We start from the raw sequence: 14239 nt of genomic DNA on the forward strand, positions 1-14239 counted from the left end.
TGGCCCCGGGGGGTTGGGGGCAGGGAGCCGCCCCCCTTGACACGGGGGGTTGGGGGGATGGAGAAGCCCCCCTTGACAAGGGGGGTTGGGGGGATGGAGAAGCCCCCCTTGACAAGGGGGGTTGGGGGGATCTTTTCCTGGTTGACTTCGGTGCGGTGCAAGACACTTATCGCACTACTTTCTCCGCAGGTAGCACCGTTGTTGGTACTTATGGCTACATGGCTCCGGAACAGTTTCGCGGGCAAGCTTATCCAGCAACGGATTTGTACGGACTGGGAGCAACTTTGCTATTTTTACTAACCCACAAGTCCCCCGCAGATTTCCCCCAGCATCGTCTAAAAATTGACTTTCGCTCCCAAGTACATACCAGCGCCGAATTTACCGACTGGTTAGAAACAATGCTCGAACCCGCACCAGAAGATAGATTTCCCTCCGCCAAAGCGGCGTTAGCAGCGTTACAGGGCGATTTACCAACGTTAGTGCATCATCGGCGTCAACCTGCTGGTAGTCGCATTATGCTGAAAAAGACTTTTGGGCGATTATTAGTAGATATTCCGCCAGTCGGGTTTCGATTTGACAATTTGTTCTGGTTAGGCTTTGCTTTGATCTGGAGCGGTTTTTTATTCTTCTGGACTGCGGGAGCTATTTTAGTTGGCGCTCAGCTATTTTTCCCCTTATTTTCCATCCCCTTTTGGATTGCCGGATTGGGATTAATCTCAGCACTTCTATTTAGTGTAGCGGGACGCACGCGCTTGGAAATTGACCGGCAATATTTTCGCTTACAGTGGCATTTATTTGGCTTCCGTCATCAAGTTCAAGGACGCACAGAGGATATCGAGGGAGTGCAACTTGCTAGCAGCGATCGCGAGGTCAACGACAAACCTGTAACGATTTGTACCCTAGTAGAAGGCGTGCGTAACCATCGCTTCGGTTCCTGGTTAACCCAGTCAGAAAAAGAATGGTTAGTTGCAGAAATAGCGGCTTTTATAGGCAAATCTTCAGAGCTTATTTGACAAGTAAGGTTAATGTTAAGATGTCATTTCCAAAACCTCCCTTAGACGCAAACGAATTGCCCGATTGCCTTCCTGATGAAGGGAATCTACCGTTAGGAGCAATGCAACGATTTCTAGGTCGGCAGTTGAACGTCGATGAGTTGACTAATTCCGAGTACCTTGGCGATGAACCTTTAGAACTGCTGCACCGCGTGCGAGCATTTCCCGTTGTACCGCTAGTTGGAGCAGTTTTTCAGATTGCTCGCGAATCCCAATTTAGTTCAACTTTTTGAAACGAAATATCTTTGGGCGCGTTACACAAGTATTTCATATGGCACACATCGATTCCAGCTCCTCCAGACGCAGCAACAGGTCAACCTATGGCAATCGAACTCTACGGAGATTTGATTCGATTCAATGATATCAGCTTAAACTCCCCAGAGGGAAGGCAATGGCAAGATGCTTGGCTGGAAAAATATTTACGTTCTGAGGACAAATCTCAACTTGTCTTATCTGGTAACTTAGAATTGAACATTCATGTAGCGACTTACTCAAATCTTCTATATCCCGGTGTTGGAGTACCTTTTTATATGTAATACTAAATCCAAAATCTCAAATCTAAAACTGCTATGCCTCCCCAACGCATCTCACCAAAACCAGGTCAAGAATCAGTCTGGGATTATCCCCGTCCCCCACGTCTGGAAGATACAACCAAACACATCCAGATTATCTTTAACGGCGTTACTATTGCCGATACCCACAATGCTAAGCGGGTTCTAGAAACCAGCCATCCACCTGTTTATTACATCCCTCCCGCCGATATCAAGATGGAATATTTAGTGCCAGAAAATCGCTCTAGTTTTTGTGAATGGAAAGGACTTGCGGGTTACTACACCCTGACTGTTGGCGACAAGCAAGCACCCAATGTTGCTTGGTTTTATCCCGAACCTACCCCGGCTTTTGCGTCGATTCAAGATTATCTGGCTTTTTACGCTGCGCCGATGGATGCTTGCTATGTTGATGGGGAAAAAGTGCAGCCGCAACCGGGTGGTTTTTATGGTGGTTGGATTACTAGCGATATTGTCGGGCCATTTAAAGGTGAACCGGGAACTTGGGGTTGGTAGTTTGTAGAGGAAAAGGAGAAACCGATCGTATCAAGTCCGCTTATAGATCAGTCCGCGAAAACCCCGTGTCTTTAGATCTTTTCGTTACCCACATCTCACGCTACGTTTAAAACCCGCCCTGCACTCAAGTGCAGGGCTAATAGCTAAAGTCCACTTAAGTGGACTCAAAAGATTTCTTTAGTCTACTTAAGTGGTTAGATTCTAACGTTTTAATATACTGCTTCAGTACAGGTGGAAGATGGCAATACTGATAACTTAGGAGAAAGCCAGCGCTATGCCATGAGGGAGATTAGTTGGATGGCGCAGTGGATAATCCTGGTCAAACAGATTTTTGGAAATGCTGCGAACCTTACGCATATTTACCGAATTGCGGAGAATCCTGTTGAAACCCTAACCCAACTTTTACGGGTATGTCAGGATAGGAGATTACAAGCCACCATTCAATCTCAATTAAGATTAATTCAAGAGAGTGAAGATGGGGCGAATGCTTTTACTTGGGCAATTCAAGATGCGATCAACTTTTTTAGCTGGCCTAACTTTGAACAAGTCACTGGACACAGCGATATTTTACTGCGCGATATTCAGCGTCGCCCTACTTTATTAGTCATTGGCGCTGAGTTAGCAGGACGGGATGTTTCTAAAAAAATATCATCTGCTTTGATTGATATTTTAATGACGATTTTTTACGAGCGATGGACTCAAAATCAGGAGGGTCAAGGAATTGTATTTTGGATTGATGAGTTTCCCAGAATTCAGCAACAAATAGATGTTGCTGAGTTTACCAGTGTGGCGCGTTCAGCGAGAGGAAGTATTGTTATTGCTGCTCAAAGTTTGGAGCAAATTACCCCAGAATATCGAGAGCAGGTGATGGAAAATTTCGATACAGTTGTTCTCTGTCGGGGTGTGGGTGCCGGTGCGGCTGATTGGCTGAGTAATCGTTTAGGAAATCGCAACCAAAACTTGAGAAGACGCCGATATCACGAACCGAATCCTCATGATGAGAATCCTTGGTTACGGACTCGTTTTGAGCGAGAAAGATATGAAAATTGGCGCGAATCTGCTCCTGTACTTGATAGCAGAGAAATTCAGTATCCTGTGGGCAATCAATATGTAGCGGTAGTGCATTCCAGAACGGCTTGTCGCAAACCTTTTTTAGTGGATTATGAAAGAACCTTACAGCCAAGGGGTGAATGGCGACCGACACCGAGAGTTAGATTAAACTGGCGTGAATCTACACAACAAAGAAGCATCGCTGGGTCAAATCGTCCCCAATTGAATTGGCGCGATAGTCAAGAACAGGAAGCGACAAACCAACAGCCAAGAAACAGAACAACCCTAAACTGGCGTGACGTTGAAGAATAAATAAGGAGGTATGTTTATGTCAGGATGGAGCCAAGCAAGACAAATGGATAATTCTAGTGGTCTTTGGTACAAATTTCGATACAGAAACGGAAACTGGGAAATTTTGTGTTCGGGCGATCGAAATAGTCTTGAAGATAAAAGTGTTGTTTATCACGAACATTATTGGCAAAGTAATGGACGGTGGTATTGTCAAGGTAGACTACCTGATGTTGATAACAAGAAAAAGCATACCATGAATGGAAATGCTTTTCTTGAGGGAATCGAAAGACAAAATCAAAGAGGTTCTTTGAATCTAACAGATGCTGAAAAGCAAGAACTCAATTTAACATCGGGATCTCAAAATCAGCTAACACCTCAACAAGTGAAAAAACTAGCGGACTATAGAGCGCGTCAAGCCTATGGTAATGTAGGGTATGGTGGAAACAATCAAGGTGTAGAAGTTAGTCCTTATGAAGCCCAGATATTTGAGCGTCTAGTAAACCAACATCAATCTAGCACTAGCACTCTTACTTGGCGAGATGCAGAAGACAACAGACAATCCCCACCTGAGTCAACCAAACAAAAATTGAACTGGCGAGAGGCAACTGTGGATGCGAATTCACCGCAACCCATACAAACTCAACATCAGTCATCTCGTCAAATTAGAAAATCCACTCGAAAAATGACAAGATAATTTTTTTGCTAAATACTATTGCAACAGAAATGGAAAATTTCGAGGCGGGTGTAGCGTGTTGTTGGAGCGGACATAAGTTTGTTGCAGATGAGCGAGGAATGAAGTGCCTTACCTGCGGAAGAGTTATGACAAATCAGGCTTGGGAGGAAAAGAGAAAATGCTTTAGTGGACATATTAATATTGTCTTGGCAATAGCTGAAAATCCCAATGTCTCACGCTTAACTAGACCTATAACCCGCCTATAATGGCGAGATCCACCTTTGGTTAGGGAGCGACCAAGACGAAAACTAAAATGGCGAGACGCTAGAACTACTAAATGGAAGATTATAGCAATTTCAGCCATAGTTTTATTGGTGCTATTTGTAATTATTTTTATATTCAAAAGATAAGATAGACAGCCGATATGGAAACGTTTGAACCAGGACTTAGGTCAGTATACACTCAATACACCTTCCGAGTAGGTGAGCGGGGAATGAAGTGTCTCGCCTGTGGAAAAGTTATGACAATAACTGAATGGGACGAAAAGAGGCGCTGTTTTTGTCAAAGCACGAATGCTGTTCCCGCCATAGCTCGCCCTGCTCCGCCAACACGCCTTCAAACGAACCGAACAACAGGGCTAAACCCTTCAAATACAACCTCTAATACTCCTCCCAGAAATCCCCCACCCCCAACAGTAAATCCGCATCGTACAACTTCTAATACCTCTTTTAATTCAACAAATACGACTGCTGGTGGCGAGCAACTTATCTTTAGAAATACAACCTCTAATACTCCTCCCAGAAATCCTCCACCCCCAACAGTAAATCCGCGTCCTACAATTTCTAATCCCTCTTCTAGTTCAAGAAATACTACGCCCCCGAGTTCAAGCTTTACAAATCCTAGTAGCTCGTCTCGCACACAAGGTAGTTCTTCTTTAAGTGGATGGGGATGTGGTGTTGCAATATTAGTTGCAATAGCCGCCGCTTTATCGCCCGGTATGAGCGCCCGGTTTACTGCTCAATTTAGTCAATTCAGCAATAATTCTACAACCCAGAAGAACCAGCAACCTCAATTGACTCCTAAAGAAGTTGTTAAAAGATATTATCAATCGGCTACATCCAATCCCGAAGCTGACCTCCCATTCCGAAGTGATGCTTTTCAAAGTTATTGGAAGCAAAAGGATCAAGGTAATAAGACTGAAGAGTTTTTCAAGCAATTTCAGAAAGTAGATGTTTATTCAGTTCAAACTTTAACACAGTCTTCTACTAACTCGAAGGTTAGAGTTTGGTTAAAATATGTGTGGAAAAATAACAAGACTACTTGTGAAAGCCAAATCATGGAACTTATTTTCGCTCAAAGCCAAGGTCAGTGGTTGATAGATAAGGTGTCCGATGTTGAATATGGTCTTGATTGTGGTAAATAAAGATTTTATGCACTGGGCGATCGCTCTCCTCTCCCCTCGCTTTCTGATTTCCAGAGGCGATCGCACAAGAAAGCCAATACCAAGCGAGTCCCTTAGATACGATAGAACCCAATAACACAAATGGAGAAAAAGTGCAACCGCAACCGGGTGGTTTTTATGGCGGTTGGATTACCAGCGATATTGTTGGGCCATTTAAAGGTGAACCGGGAACTTGGGGTTGGTAGCAATTAACTCAAGTTGCTAGTTATAAACTTGGGCGTTGCTAATTGCTAATTGCTAATTGCTAATACAGCATTTTTCCTCACACTAGCCATTAGCCATTAGCCATTAGCTCCAGGTTCGAGATAACTAGCAACTTGCGTTATTAATTGTCCAATAAAATTAAGTAACGTTGGTGGCGAGCGATCGCTTGTTCCCGTTCCAACTCATTGATCAGTCTGGTTACGGTTACCCGTGTAGTATTAATTACCTCAGCCAGCTCTTGATGGGTTAACCGTAACTCGATCTGTCGTCCTCGTTCGGTTTCGCAACCAAATTTCTGGGATAACCAAACCAACAGTCGCAGCAGGCGATCGCGCACTTGTTGCGACTGAATAATACTCAGGAATTCTTCAGCTTGTTGAATGTGGGACAGCACTGCATCAAATGCTGGATACCACCGATCAAAAGGCAGAATGCTCGCTTCTACTTTTGTCAAGCACTCAATCCGATAAGGTTTAATGCTTGACAGAGGTTGTCCGACTAAATCTCCTGCACCCCAAAAACCTGTAACGATCAACGTTCCTTCATGATTCCAGGTCAAGGTTCGCACTGCACCTTGCTCTATTCTCCACAAGACATTGGCTCTTAGCGGCAGATCTTCCCGGTATTTAAAATTACGCTGTTCTAGTTCTAGGGGAAAGGCAGACAAGTTGCTATTTATAACTATCATCGGTTGCTCGCATCGCTAATCGCTAATTGCTAATTGCTCATGGGAATATTTTTCGGTTCTACTATTAGCCATTAGCGATTAGCCATTAGCTGTTAACAGTTGTAAAAAGATAACTAGCAACTGGCGTTACTAGCATAAATCGGTTTGGCGTCGTCGCGCCCACCACTTCCCTGGCGTCAATTCCGGGTCTTCATCTGGGTAAGAGGGAGCGATCGCTCCTGGCGACTGGAGTATTTGATTCTTCTCCAACCCAGCTAGCTTGGCGCTGCTATAAATCCCTGGATCGCTTTCTATCCCTGGCTGGGATCTAAATTTATTGAAAATATTTTTCGATAATAACCGGGCAATAACTGGCGGTTCGGTGTGTGAAGACATGGCGATCGCATTCCTAATTGACAATTTTTCCACTCAGATTCGGGTCGGAACCCCCTAGATTAAGTATAACTATAATTGAAAATAAATTTCAATTAACTCGGTTCGCGGGTTGGGCAACAAAAGAAACCTCTACGCAGAAACCCGGTTTCTCCCCAGGTTGGGGCGTTTTATGATAATGATTATCATTATATAGGTGAAAATTTGTTAACGAGCCATATGAGAGTAACGCCAGCGTCCCTACCGGAACAAATCGACATTGCCATAGTGGGTGCGGGTCCCCACGCCAGTACGTTAGCGACGCACTTGCTGCAAAAACGGCAGTCGATGCGGGGAAGGTTTCTGGTGTTCGATCCGAGTGGCAGTTGGATGAGTCAGTGGCGGCATCAATTTGCGGCGTTGGAGATTCCCCATTTGCGATCGCCTGCTGTCCATCATGTAGATCCCAACCCCTACGAGTTGCGTCGCTTTGCCGAAAACCGTCCCCAGGAGTTATTCCCTCCCTATGACTTGCCGGGAACCCAGTTATTTAACGATTTCTGCTTGGATGCGATTCGCCGCTGGGACTTGCAAGATCGAGTCGTCAAAGCCAAAGTCACAGCCATCGAACCGCCGTTAAATCGGCTACATCCTTGCTTTCGGCTGTGGTTGGAAAGCGGACAGTCAATCAAAGCGCGGCGGGTGGTGCTGGCAAAAGGTAGCAGTACGCTCAATTTACCTGACTGGGTGAGTAAAATACCATCGGGGTATCCAAGCGATCGCCTCTGCCATTCCCAGCAAGTCGATTTACGCACCTTGGATTTAAAGCGAGAACGAGTATTAATTATCGGCGGCGGGTTGACTAGCGGACATTTAGCCGTGGGCGCAATTTCACGGAGTGCAGAAGTAACTTTAATAACAAGGCGTGAAATACAAGAAAAATTATTCGATGCCGACCCCGGTTGGTTAGGGCCAAAATATCTGAAGGGATTTTGGGCAGAGACTGACTGGGAAACCCGCGCAGAGATGATTCTACAAGCGCGAAACGGCGGATCGATGACTCCAGCGATGATGACATTATTGCGGCGGCAAGCGCGCGCTAGTAAGCTAAAAATCTACGAACAATGCCAGATTGTTGCCGCCCGGTGGCTGGGGGACAAGTGGCAGATTCGCTGCGACGATGGGCAAGAATATGAGTTCGACCGGATCTGGCTGGCAACTGGCACAAAACTCGACGCCACAACCGAAGCATTATTGACAAATATTCTCGATACCTATAAGATTCCTATAGTCAAAGGATTGCCAGTTTTAAACGAGTACCTGCGAGTTCCTGGTTGCGAGTTATTTCTGATGGGGGGGTTAGCAGCTTTACAGCTGGGGCCGGTAGCAAGGAACCTTTATGGGGCGAGAATGGCTAGCGAGAGAATCGTCCCAGCTATGGTAAAATCAAGTATTTCGTTAGTAAAACTTAAAAGTGCGTGATGTTCTCAGAAGGCTAAGTATATCATGTAAATGTAATAACCAGCACAAAAACGGATATCAACCGCAAGTCAGAGGTTTTACAACAGAAGATATGGTTTATTTTTTTAGTAACCACCCTGGAGGGGGAGCAATGAACGACCGCTCCGACTTTTTATATCCCCGCAGCCGCTACTATGGACGAGTCAAGCCAGAAAATATGGTGTTTAACGCCAATTTGCAAGAATTCGCTCAGCGGGTGAACTTTATCTGTGCTTTGGAAACTGGCGGCAAGCTTTCTCCAGAGGATGCTTACAAACAAATTAAAGGACTCTGGAAACAACTTAAACGCAGCAAAAAACAACTCGGCATTGGGAAAGAACCGTTTCAACCTGAAGATAATAACGGCGATAACCCTGAAGCTAATTGATTTGATATCTTGGCTCAGAGAAACCGGGTTTGTTAGGTGTTGAGCAAAACAAACCCGGTTTCTTTGCTATTTGTCACTCCGAAGGGGTACTATGTCAAAATTCTCCTGTTGGCTCCAAGAGTAGTTTCAATTATGGCAAATCAATATCCGATTCCGGTTGTAGTCAACGGTGCTGGTGGCAAAATGGGGCGCGAAGTGGTAAAAGCAGTTGCTTCGGCATCCGACATGACGCTGCTGGGCGCAATCGACCGAAATCCGGAATATATTGGCAAAGACGCCGGAGAAGTGGCGGGATGCGGGGCGCTGGAAATTCCCATTACTAACGAATTTGAACCGATGCTGGCGATGGCGGCGCAGGAAAGAACGCCCGGAGTACTGGTAGATTTTACCCATCCTAAAACAGTTTATGATTCGGTGCGGTCGGCGATCGCCTACGGCGTGCGCCCAGTCGTCGGTACCACGGGGATGAGTCCGGAACAACTGCAAGATTTAGCCGCATTTGCCGATAAAGCCAGCGTCGGCTGTTTAATTATCCCCAATTTCTCGATCGGCATGGTTTTGCTTCAGCAAGCGGCGATTTCCGCCTCGCGCTACTTCGACCACGTGGAAATTATCGAACTGCACCACAACCAAAAAGCCGACGCCCCCAGCGGCACAGCAATTCAAACTGCCCAGATGTTAGCGGAAATGGGCAAACAGTTCAACCCGCCTAGCGTCAACGAAGAAGAAAAATTAGCCGGTGCCAGAGGTAGTGTCGCCTTAGAGGGAATTCGCATCCACAGCATCCGCTTACCGGGTTTAATCGCCCATCAGGAAGTGATATTTGGCGCACCCGGTCAAGTGTACACCCTGCGACACGATACAAGCGATCGCTCCTGCTACATGCCAGGAGTTTTACTATCCATCCGCAAAGTCCTGCAAATACAATCCCTAGTATATGGATTAGAAAAAATACTCTAAGTTGGTAATAGGTAATGGGTAATTGGCAATCGTAAAACCGATTATCCATTAGCCATTAGCCATTAGCCATTAGCCATTCTCTATGCTGATACCATTAACCCGCGAAAAATTTGAACAACTCATTCCTCTCATCGCCACGGGTAGCCAGTACAAATACTCCTGGGGAAAGCCCCGCGATGTGATATTGCGGCTCTTAATTTCTGCGGGAATCCCCCTACTGCTGTATTTATTACACTTTGCCTTGCCCGACTTTGATGGGCTAATTTCGGTACTCGGAATTATCGCAGGTTTGTATGTGTTGTGGGGGCCTATTTTCTGGTCGAGTCTGAAAAATGCCGAATGTCGTCGCTACAAATACAGCGGTTTCTGGCGGGGTGAAGTGTTGGATGCATACGTTAGCGACGAAGTAGTGGGAAAACAGCTAACCACAAACAAGCGGGGCGAGTTAATGGTGGTGGAAGACCGCCAGAAACAGCTTAACTTAGAAGTTGGGGATGAAACCGGCTTCTCGACTGGGTTGCAAGTCCCCCTGCGCCGGGAATATAAGGGCATCAGGCGAGGACAAATTGCCGAGATGATGGTAATGTCAAATCGACCCGATCTGAGCCGGATTAGCAAAGTTTCGGATATTTTCATTCCCGATCTCGACCTGTGGGTAAGCGACTATCCTTATCTAAGACGGGATGAATTTGCCGATATCAGTCGTGAGTTACAACCAGCACCTGAGAGAGAAAGCGAACCCCGTCGGGGCAAGCGATACTCCCAAGAAGACGCTGCACCAAGGCGCAGACCCCGCACCACACAAGAAGACTGGTAAAAATTCCGCACCTGCCCCCCCGCCCACCTGCACTTTTACCCCCCAACCACAATTTCTTGCCCGTAAGCTTGCCAAGCTAAATCGACCAATCCATTAACAATAGCCGACGCCACCACCGCACTACCTTTGCGCCCTTCAGTGCGAATGTGAGGAATCATCGAATCTTGCAAGCGTTCCTTCGCTACGTCTACATCGACAAACCCAGCAGGCGTGCCAATTACGAGGGCGGGTCGAATTTCTTCCGCCTCAATTAACTCTACCAGAGAAATCAAAGCCGTCTGAGCGCAACCGACCACAAAAATGCCCTCTGGATAGCGTCTGGCTAAAGTTTCGATTCCCCAGGCGACGCGGGTTTTTTCTTTTTGGGGGCGCGTCAGGGCATCCATGCTGCAATAAACTGGATTGGCAAAGGTGTTTTGGATATAAGGGGTAATGCCAACTTGCACCATCGGCACATCCACCACAATCGTAGTCCGCGCCGCCAACGCCGCCGCCCCAGATTGTAAAGCTCGCTCTGAAAAGCGAATTAAGGATTTATATTCAAAATCAGCCGTGGCATAAATCGCCCGACGCACAATCTCGTATTCCGCAGGCGAAAACATATGTTCGCCGATTTCGCGATCGATGGTAGCTAAACTTAGAGCATCGGTGACGTGCCATTCCATAATTCATGCAAGGGATTGTTTGAGCGCTGTTAAAGTTACCATAACCTATGACATAGCGCTACTTCGCTGCGCGTCTTTCAGAGATGGGGACTGACGCAAAGAAACCGGGTTTCTAGTAGGGGCACAGCGCATAAAATTTTCATTTGTTCAAAATATTTCGCCCGCCTTGTCCCTACGCTCGAAACCCGGTTTCTAGGTGCCGAAGTGCGTAAGTTCTGAGAGATTTTATCAGGACTTAGGCAAAGAAACCGGGTTTCTGGGAAAAATCGTCGATTTAGAACTAGAGATATGCCTCCCTTCCGCACTCGCGTTCGCAGCAAGAAACTTTGGTGATAGGTTCCGAAGTGCGTAAGTCCTGTTTTATACAACCCCTGTGCCCAAAATATCACCCGCGACGCCAAAACCGCAGGATAATAAACGCTACCATCGCCGCCAGGAAGCCGATACCCAAACTCAAACCAAACACTTCGATGCGGTAATTCAACGCAACTTCAGGATTGGGTTTATCTTGGGTAAGAATTACCGCTCTTGCGATTTGACTGGTGGCGAGTCCGACGCCTACAATACCAACGGTTTGGTTGAGGATGCGTTCGCTTTTCGTTTTCTCAATATCAATCACCCCTTGAATCGTCTGGATCGTATTTTCCATTAATCTCAATCCGGGGCTAAGATTGACATAATCTGACTCGATTTGTTCTAAGAATTTTTCCTTTGTAAATTCGCCAAATTCTTGCCAAAATTCCCTGTCGCTATTGCTATCTAATTTTTTGATTTTTTCCATACGTTTATGATAATTCCCGACGTTGACTTTAATTGTCCGTCCTTGGTCATCTAAGCTATTGAGGTTATTAGTGTATTTTAGCATAATATTGGGCGGTTTTTCCAGGTTTTTTGGCAATTTATTAATATTTAATTTTCCACTAGCAACAGTTTGATTCAAATCGAGTATAGTTGTTTGAACAGACTGGGCGACTTGCTTTAGATTGCTTTTCAAACTGCGACTTTGAGCGTAAGCCCAAAGGATTTTGTGACGATAGGCAAACAGTCGAATTAATTGGGGATAAAGCTGAGAAACATTGTCTCGACTTGCATCGATTTTGAGATTGTAGGGAAACAGAATAATTAGAACGTGGTATCCATCATCGATTTGCTGGCATTGGGGCGGAAAATACCTCAAATTAAACACAATTCCGTCTAAAAACTTACCTTGATTAATTTCCAGTTTATTTTCATCCCAGTTTGGCATCGCAGGTAAATTTAACCCGGCATAGCATTCTTTAGCAGTTGCCAGAATATCTTGATTATCGGCGGCGAGTTGTCCCCAAATTAGCCAATTTTGACCTAATTTTGGTTTCAGATTGTCAGCATCTATTTTAGTTTTAATTTCTGGCTTAATTTTGGATAGATTAGCAATCGGTTGTGGTGAAAATTTATAATCTTGGATAAAGTTAGCCGTGCAGTTTACCTGCAAGCCGTACATATCTCCTAATTGAACGGGATAAAAATAGCCATCTAGGGGCGGTTCAAACTTCTTGTAGTTAGGCGAACCTAATAAATCAATATAATCGCTACTCTCGATTTCAGCTTGCTTGAATTGTTCGAGATGGTTGTTGGTTAATTGATCGCCATATATTTTTTGACTAAATTGTCTTCTATTTTCGTCTATTTTTGGCTCTTCGTCTCCTAAACCTACTTTGAGGTCGTAGAGAAACAGATCGATAGTTGGGTAGATTAAGTCAGTGGGGTTCGTCATATTTTATTGCCGAGGCATTGCATTTTAGTTAAAACAGATTCGAGGCGTTAGCCCGCCAGGGATTAAAAGCCCTTGGAATTTATTCCCCGGCGGGTTGTGTGGCTTACCGACAGTTGACTAGATGTGGGTAGCGACAAGGGTTGAACCTGGTAACGAGTGGAACAAGTGGAACCTTATGAAAGGATATCTCTCAAAACATCTTTCGCCGCTGCGACAGAGTTGGTGGCTTTAGTCAGAATTTTTTTGGCAACTTCTACCAGTTTATTTCTGTCAACTTTTTGCTCAAACTTGACTAATTATGGCACAATTTCAGCTGAAATATTTTCAATTTCCGTATTTCGAGGTTCTGGTTGCGGCTGGGGTACACAATCAACACCTTTGGAACGAACCTCATCGATTTCATCTGAGGGTGCCTGAATTTGCTTGTAGATACTTGCTAGGGGTGGATAACTCATAGCAATATCATATAACCGAGGGACATCTGCCGGAATATTAATTTGATACTGCGTTTTTGGGATAAAGCGGTTTCGACGGCGGCTTTTGTGGCATGTTCTGAGGAAATGCGGTTGGGGTTGGGGAATAATTGGCAAATTAACTCTGATTCAATTTGGGCAAATTCTAGTTGAGAAAATCCCTTACTTGTGGGATGTTCGACGCTGAGGAGAGATGGGATTTCTCTAGTTTCTTGTGGGATGGGCATGCAAGCCCCGTCTCCTGTAATCTCAAGGTGATGCCAATTTGGGCGCAGCGTAGATAAGTGATGGTGAAATTATCGGGAAATAGCGCATGGAGGGGGAAGCGGTGCAAGTCGCGGTGAGGAATCAGGATGAGTTTTTGGATATTCAATTCCCCCCTTGTTAAGGGGGGGCAGGGGGGGATCGAATTTTGGATTAATTCGACTATTTCAGGAATATCAAGAATATCAGCTAACCGCTTCAGCATTTCTGGCAAGTTAGCACGCCAATTTTTCTTCTCTCTCCCCTGCTCCCCTGCTCCCCTGCTCCTCTGCTCCTCTGCTCCCCTGCTTTCTTGCTTGTCTGGGTTTTTCTGTTTGAAATCATCCCTGTATTGTTGATTCCACTCTTTCACGCATGCTTCAAAATCGCGCTGGCGTTTTACTGGTGTTTCTACAGAAGTAGCAGAAAGGACAATTGGTGATGGCGCGTTGTGTTTGAGGATGAAATTGAGCCGCTCCTCGCTCTAAAGAGACGAGGAATCAGGCCAGGAATTAGAGTTAGCTTTTCGCTCATTAATAGCTATCTGGCTAACCGTTTCTGGCTTCATGCAGAACTGCTCTAAGGGTGAATGACTCAGCCTACTT

Annotated in this window: 16 protein-coding genes and 1 pseudogene; 11 read left to right on the forward strand and 6 right to left on the reverse strand. The window is 45.5% G+C overall.

Features of this window, described 5'->3' with window-relative positions; genetic code table 11:
• From ACE1CM_RS28880 to ACE1CM_RS28910, 7 genes and pseudogenes are all read left to right on the forward strand, one after another.
• Positions 1-1013: pseudogene (locus tag ACE1CM_RS28880) on the forward strand (hypothetical protein); the annotation flags it as partial.
• A 20-nt stretch (positions 1014-1033) separates the two neighbouring features.
• A complete protein-coding gene (locus tag ACE1CM_RS28885; protein WP_374882302.1) occupies positions 1034-1285 on the forward strand; it encodes a hypothetical protein in 252 nt (83 codons plus the stop codon).
• An 87-nt stretch (positions 1286-1372) separates the two neighbouring features.
• Complete coding sequence (locus tag ACE1CM_RS28890; RefSeq protein WP_374882303.1) at positions 1373-1588, forward strand: hypothetical protein; 216 nt, start codon at positions 1373-1375, stop codon at positions 1586-1588.
• 33 nt (positions 1589-1621) lie between these two features.
• Positions 1622-2116, forward strand: a complete 495-nt coding sequence (locus ACE1CM_RS28895) for a DUF427 domain-containing protein (RefSeq protein WP_374882304.1) — start codon at positions 1622-1624, stop codon at positions 2114-2116.
• 231 nt (positions 2117-2347) lie between these two features.
• A complete protein-coding gene (locus tag ACE1CM_RS28900; RefSeq protein ID WP_374882305.1) occupies positions 2348-3478 on the forward strand; it encodes a type IV secretory system conjugative DNA transfer family protein in 1131 nt (376 codons plus the stop codon).
• Between the two features lie 16 nt (positions 3479-3494).
• Positions 3495-4151, forward strand: coding sequence for a hypothetical protein (locus tag ACE1CM_RS28905; RefSeq protein ID WP_374882306.1), 657 nt, complete (start codon positions 3495-3497; stop codon positions 4149-4151).
• A 499-nt stretch (positions 4152-4650) separates the two neighbouring features.
• A complete protein-coding gene (locus tag ACE1CM_RS28910) occupies positions 4651-5553 on the forward strand; it encodes a hypothetical protein (RefSeq protein ID WP_374882307.1) in 903 nt (300 codons plus the stop codon).
• 364 nt (positions 5554-5917) lie between these two features.
• Here the strand turns inward: ACE1CM_RS28910 and ACE1CM_RS28915 are convergent, their stop codons facing one another.
• Together ACE1CM_RS28915 and ACE1CM_RS28920 are read right to left on the reverse strand one after the other, a co-directional pair.
• On the reverse strand, positions 5918-6484 hold the full coding sequence (locus tag ACE1CM_RS28915) for a Crp/Fnr family transcriptional regulator (RefSeq protein ID WP_374882308.1): 567 nt from the start codon (positions 6482-6484) through the stop codon (positions 5918-5920).
• 129 nt (positions 6485-6613) lie between these two features.
• Entirely contained in the window at positions 6614-6883 is a 270-nt protein-coding gene (locus tag ACE1CM_RS28920; RefSeq protein WP_374882309.1) for a hypothetical protein, read from the reverse strand.
• 192 nt (positions 6884-7075) lie between these two features.
• On the opposite strand from ACE1CM_RS28920, the gene ACE1CM_RS28925 reads away from it, so the two are divergent.
• From ACE1CM_RS28925 to ACE1CM_RS28940, 4 genes are all read left to right on the forward strand, one after another.
• Positions 7076-8317, forward strand: a complete 1242-nt coding sequence (locus ACE1CM_RS28925) for an FAD/NAD(P)-binding protein (RefSeq protein WP_374882310.1) — start codon at positions 7076-7078, stop codon at positions 8315-8317.
• 130 nt (positions 8318-8447) lie between these two features.
• Positions 8448-8723, forward strand: coding sequence for a hypothetical protein (locus tag ACE1CM_RS28930; protein WP_374882311.1), 276 nt, complete (start codon positions 8448-8450; stop codon positions 8721-8723).
• A 132-nt stretch (positions 8724-8855) separates the two neighbouring features.
• Positions 8856-9683 carry a 4-hydroxy-tetrahydrodipicolinate reductase gene (gene dapB, locus ACE1CM_RS28935; RefSeq protein WP_374882312.1) on the forward strand — a complete coding sequence of 276 codons (828 nt, stop codon included), beginning with the start codon at positions 8856-8858 and terminating at the stop codon, positions 9681-9683.
• A gap of 82 nt (positions 9684-9765) precedes the next feature.
• On the forward strand, positions 9766-10500 hold the full coding sequence (locus tag ACE1CM_RS28940) for a phosphate ABC transporter permease (RefSeq protein WP_374882313.1): 735 nt from the start codon (positions 9766-9768) through the stop codon (positions 10498-10500).
• A 35-nt stretch (positions 10501-10535) separates the two neighbouring features.
• On the opposite strand, the gene ACE1CM_RS28945 is transcribed toward ACE1CM_RS28940, so the two are convergent.
• The 4 genes from ACE1CM_RS28945 to ACE1CM_RS28960 form a co-directional block, all read right to left on the reverse strand.
• Positions 10536-11165 carry a precorrin-8X methylmutase gene (locus tag ACE1CM_RS28945; RefSeq protein WP_374882314.1) on the reverse strand — a complete coding sequence of 210 codons (630 nt, stop codon included), beginning with the start codon at positions 11163-11165 and terminating at the stop codon, positions 10536-10538.
• Positions 11166-11550: 385 nt separating this feature from the next.
• A complete protein-coding gene (locus ACE1CM_RS28950; RefSeq protein WP_374882315.1) occupies positions 11551-12918 on the reverse strand; it encodes a hypothetical protein in 1368 nt (455 codons plus the stop codon).
• A gap of 296 nt (positions 12919-13214) precedes the next feature.
• Positions 13215-13373: a hypothetical protein gene (locus tag ACE1CM_RS28955; RefSeq protein WP_374882316.1), complete on the reverse strand. Its 159-nt coding sequence runs from the start codon at positions 13371-13373 to the stop codon at positions 13215-13217.
• Positions 13370-13618 carry a hypothetical protein gene (locus ACE1CM_RS28960; RefSeq protein WP_374882317.1) on the reverse strand — a complete coding sequence of 83 codons (249 nt, stop codon included), beginning with the start codon at positions 13616-13618 and terminating at the stop codon, positions 13370-13372. The genes ACE1CM_RS28955 and ACE1CM_RS28960 overlap by 4 nt, the downstream gene beginning before the upstream one ends.
• Between the last annotated feature and the right edge of the window lie 621 nt (positions 13619-14239).

This window comes from Microseira sp. BLCC-F43 (assembly GCF_041929235.1).
Lineage (GTDB): Bacteria > Cyanobacteriota > Cyanobacteriia > Cyanobacteriales > Aerosakkonemataceae > Microseira.

Excerpts from the sequence above, each read along its gene's own strand:
- ACE1CM_RS28885 (WP_374882302.1), top strand. The coding sequence starts at position 1,034 with ATGTCATTTCCAAAACCTCCCTTAGACGCAAACGAATTGCCCGATTGC.
- ACE1CM_RS28960 (WP_374882317.1), bottom strand. The coding sequence starts at position 13,618 with ATGCCCATCCCACAAGAAACTAGAGAAATCCCATCTCTCCTCAGCGTC.
- ACE1CM_RS28910 (WP_374882307.1), top strand. The coding sequence starts at position 4,651 with ATGACAATAACTGAATGGGACGAAAAGAGGCGCTGTTTTTGTCAAAGC.
- ACE1CM_RS28940 (WP_374882313.1), top strand. The coding sequence starts at position 9,766 with ATGCTGATACCATTAACCCGCGAAAAATTTGAACAACTCATTCCTCTC.
- ACE1CM_RS28925 (WP_374882310.1), top strand. The coding sequence starts at position 7,076 with ATGAGAGTAACGCCAGCGTCCCTACCGGAACAAATCGACATTGCCATA.
- ACE1CM_RS28955 (WP_374882316.1), bottom strand. The coding sequence starts at position 13,373 with ATGAGTTATCCACCCCTAGCAAGTATCTACAAGCAAATTCAGGCACCC.
- ACE1CM_RS28890 (WP_374882303.1), top strand. The coding sequence starts at position 1,373 with ATGGCAATCGAACTCTACGGAGATTTGATTCGATTCAATGATATCAGC.
- ACE1CM_RS28895 (WP_374882304.1), top strand. The coding sequence starts at position 1,622 with ATGCCTCCCCAACGCATCTCACCAAAACCAGGTCAAGAATCAGTCTGG.
- ACE1CM_RS28945 (WP_374882314.1), bottom strand. The coding sequence starts at position 11,165 with ATGGAATGGCACGTCACCGATGCTCTAAGTTTAGCTACCATCGATCGC.
- ACE1CM_RS28930 (WP_374882311.1), top strand. The coding sequence starts at position 8,448 with ATGAACGACCGCTCCGACTTTTTATATCCCCGCAGCCGCTACTATGGA.
- ACE1CM_RS28905 (WP_374882306.1), top strand. The coding sequence starts at position 3,495 with ATGTCAGGATGGAGCCAAGCAAGACAAATGGATAATTCTAGTGGTCTT.
- ACE1CM_RS28950 (WP_374882315.1), bottom strand. The coding sequence starts at position 12,918 with ATGACGAACCCCACTGACTTAATCTACCCAACTATCGATCTGTTTCTC.
- ACE1CM_RS28915 (WP_374882308.1), bottom strand. The coding sequence starts at position 6,484 with ATGATAGTTATAAATAGCAACTTGTCTGCCTTTCCCCTAGAACTAGAA.
- dapB (WP_374882312.1), top strand. The coding sequence starts at position 8,856 with ATGGCAAATCAATATCCGATTCCGGTTGTAGTCAACGGTGCTGGTGGC.